The 2,869-nt window shown below is 69.1% G+C and carries 3 protein-coding genes and 1 pseudogene; 1 reads left to right on the top strand and 3 read right to left on the bottom strand.

The features are described 5' to 3' along the window. A pseudogene (locus ACAM49_RS39605) lies at positions 1–582 on the top strand (hypothetical protein); the annotation flags it as partial. A 67-nt stretch (positions 583–649) separates the two neighbouring features. Here ACAM49_RS39605 and coaD read toward each other — a convergent pair. From coaD to ACAM49_RS39590, 3 genes are all read right to left on the bottom strand, one after another. Continuing rightward, on the bottom strand, positions 650–1,135 hold the full coding sequence (gene coaD, locus ACAM49_RS39600) for a pantetheine-phosphate adenylyltransferase (protein WP_369640649.1): 486 nt from the start codon (positions 1,133–1,135) through the stop codon (positions 650–652). A 9-nt stretch (positions 1,136–1,144) separates the two neighbouring features. Next, on the bottom strand, positions 1,145–2,188 hold the full coding sequence (locus ACAM49_RS39595) for a sigma-70 family RNA polymerase sigma factor (RefSeq protein ID WP_369640648.1): 1,044 nt from the start codon (positions 2,186–2,188) through the stop codon (positions 1,145–1,147). Positions 2,189–2,217: 29 nt separating this feature from the next. Continuing rightward, positions 2,218–2,869: SDR family oxidoreductase (locus tag ACAM49_RS39590; protein ID WP_369640647.1), on the bottom strand; the 652-nt coding region annotated here is incomplete at its 5' end.

Genomic DNA, 2,869 nt, shown 5'->3' with positions numbered 1-2,869 from the left:
GTGGTGGATTTGGCGTTGACGCTGTCGTTCGAGGCGGCGATGGTGGCGGGGGACGCGTTGGTCGGGGCCTTCGGGGTCGAAGCTGCGGAGCTCGAGGCGGAGTTGGCGCGGGCCAAGGGGCGGTATGGGATCGAGCAGGCCAAGCGGGTGGTGGGGATGTTGGACGGGCGTAGTCAGAGCATCGGGGAGTCGCTCAGCCGCAGCATGATTCAGCGGGCGGGGCTGCCGCTGCCCGCGTCCCAGGGCAATGTCTTCACGCCCGACGGGCGCTTCGTGGCGCGGGTCGACTTCTACTACGAATCCGCCGGTGTGGTCTGCGAATTCGACGGGCCCACCGATTACGGCCGTCTGCTGCGGCCGGGGCAGGATGTGGCCACCGCCATCCACCGCGAGCGGGTCCGCGAAACCTATCTGCGCAGACTGGGTTTCGAGGTGGTCCGGTGGACCTGGGACGACCTGGTTCGGGGCACTCCGGCGCATCGGCTCCGGGAAGCCCTGGCGGGCAATCGCCCCAAACCCTACGGCCGCATCGATCCCGCCCCGGCGCCGGAGCCGCGCTCGCTGCCGATTCGCGCGCTGTGACGCCATGGACACCCGCTGGGCCGTAAGGGGTTGCGGCCCAGCGGGCGCGAGGATCTATACGTTCGGCTCAGCCCTTGCGTTCGGCGATACGGGCGAGCAGTCGCTTGTGCACGACCGGCGGGAGCAGGTCGGCGATATCGCCACCGAGGGCCGCGACCTCCTTGACCAGGGAGCTGGAGACGTACCCGTAGAGCGGGTTGGTGGCGATGAAGAACGTGTCGACGCCGGTGAGTTTGCGGTTCATCTGGGCCATTTGGAGCTCGTAGCCGAAGTCGTTGCCATCGCGCAGGCCCTTGATGATGGCGGTCAGGCCCTCCTGCTTCGCGAAGTCGACGAGGAGGCCGCGCCAGGATTCCACTCTGACATTCGGCAGGTGCGCGGTCACCTCCCGGATCATCTCCATGCGCTCGTCGACGGTGAACATCCCCTGCTTGTTGGGGTTCACCACGACGGTCACCACCACCTCGTCGAATTGCGCGGCGGCGCGCGCGAACACGTCGAGATGTCCATTGGTCACCGGGTCGAAGGACCCGGGGCACAGTGCTCCAGCCATGGCCGAACGCTACCGCACGTGGCGGGACGCGAAACCGAAGGCCGCGACCAGGGACGGATCGTTGAACGAGGTGATGCGGGCGATCCGGGTTCCGATCAAGGTCAGGACCTGAATTCCGTACGCCTGGTAGTGATCTCCCATTCGTTGATAGAGGACGGCGGCGGGTTGTCCGTTGGCGCGGGTCGGGAGGAAGAGCCACTGGCCGGGGCGCAGGATGCGCGCGGAGAGGAAGCCGTGGACCGCCTCGCGGCCGGTGAACCAGGTTGGGATGGGTGGCATTTCCATTTCGACGTCGGCGCGCAGCAGGTCGAGCAGGGCGGCGTGGTCGGCGCGGGTGAAGGCGTCGACGTAGCTGTCCAGGAGTTGCCGTTGGATGAGTTCGTCAGGCTCGCCCAAGTCGGCCTCCACCGGTCCGGCTTGGGCCAGGCGGCTGCGGGCCCGCCGTAGTGCGCTGTCCACCGCGGTCGGTGTGGTGTCCAGCATGGCGGCGACCTCGGTCGTCCGGAACGCCAGCACATCCCGCAGGGTCAGCACGGCCCGTTGCCGGGCGGGCAGGAGTTGCAGCGCCGCAATGAAAGCCAGGCGGACTCCGGTGCGGTCCGCCACGATCGTGGCCGGATCGTCGAGTCCGAACCAGGCGTCGGGGGCGGGTTGCAGCCACGGCACCGACTCTTCCCGCGCCGCGACCGCCACCCGGTGATCGTCCTCGGGCGCACCCAGCCCCGAGGGCAGCGGCCTGCGCGCCCGCCCGTCGAGTGCCGTCAGACAGGCCATCGTCGCGATCTTGTACAGCCAGTGCCGCACCGACGACCGCCCCTCGAACCCGCCGATCCCCCGCCACGCCCGCAGATACGTCTCCTGCACCAGATCCTCGGCATCGTGCACCGACCCCAGCATCCGATAGCAGTGCGCGAGCAACTCCGGCCGGAATCGTTCGGTGAGAGTCGCGAATTCGCGCTCCGACGGCAGCGCGCCCGCCGCGGCGGCAGTGGAGAACGGCCTGATCGCCGCGGCCGGTTCGGCGGCAGCGTGTGGTTCGGTCGCAGAGCCCATGGCTGGTTCTCCTCGCCGCGCGAGAGTCTTCATGATCGCGGCCCCTGGCCGATCTGCCGCAGCCCAGCGCCGCTCATCAAGTATTCCGCCGCGCTGCCGGGATCGCCCGCGAGTTCGGCGACGGCCTTGCCGACCTGCTCCGGCGTGAGCACCGGTTGTATCCCGGCGATGAAGGTCTCCACGTCGATGCCCTGCCGCGCGGCGTACCCCGCGACCCCGTCCGCGCCGATCCCGGTGGCCGGTGTCAGCTGAGGCATGACGGCCACGAACCGAATCCCGAGTCCCGCCCGCTCCGATTCCTCGGCGGCGTACGTGCGGATGTACCGGATGGCCGACTTCGCCGGCGCGTACCCGCCGCTCAGCGGCGACCCTTTGACCGCGGCCCCGCTCGACATGGCGATCACGGCACTCCCCGGACTCAGCGGTTCGGTCAGCGCGGCCTTGATCCACACGAACGCGTGCTTGGTATCGGTCTCCCAGTTGCGGTTGAACGTCTCCCAGGTCTGCTCGTGAATCGCGGCCAGATGCGGCGGCGCACCCGCATTGAGCACCAGCAACGCCGGCCGGTACACCCGAACGATCTTCTCCGCCACGGCTTCTTCGGTGGCGTCGGCGACCACGGCGACGAACCGGTCCCCGAGCTCCTCGCGCACTTCCTCCAACTCTTCCGCGCCCCGCGCC

The organism is Nocardia sp. JMUB6875, from assembly GCF_041154655.1.
Taxonomy (GTDB): domain Bacteria; phylum Actinomycetota; class Actinomycetes; order Mycobacteriales; family Mycobacteriaceae; genus Nocardia.
The sequence above is the reverse complement of the archived record's forward strand: the minus strand, read 5'-3'. Positions and strand labels throughout refer to the sequence as shown.

Bases quoted from the DNA above. Each gene is read 5' to 3' on its own strand.
- coaD (WP_369640649.1), bottom strand. From the start codon at position 1,135: ATGGCTGGAGCACTGTGCCCCGGGTCCTTCGACCCGGTGACCAATGGA.
- ACAM49_RS39595 (WP_369640648.1), bottom strand. From the start codon at position 2,188: ATGGGCTCTGCGACCGAACCACACGCTGCCGCCGAACCGGCCGCGGCG.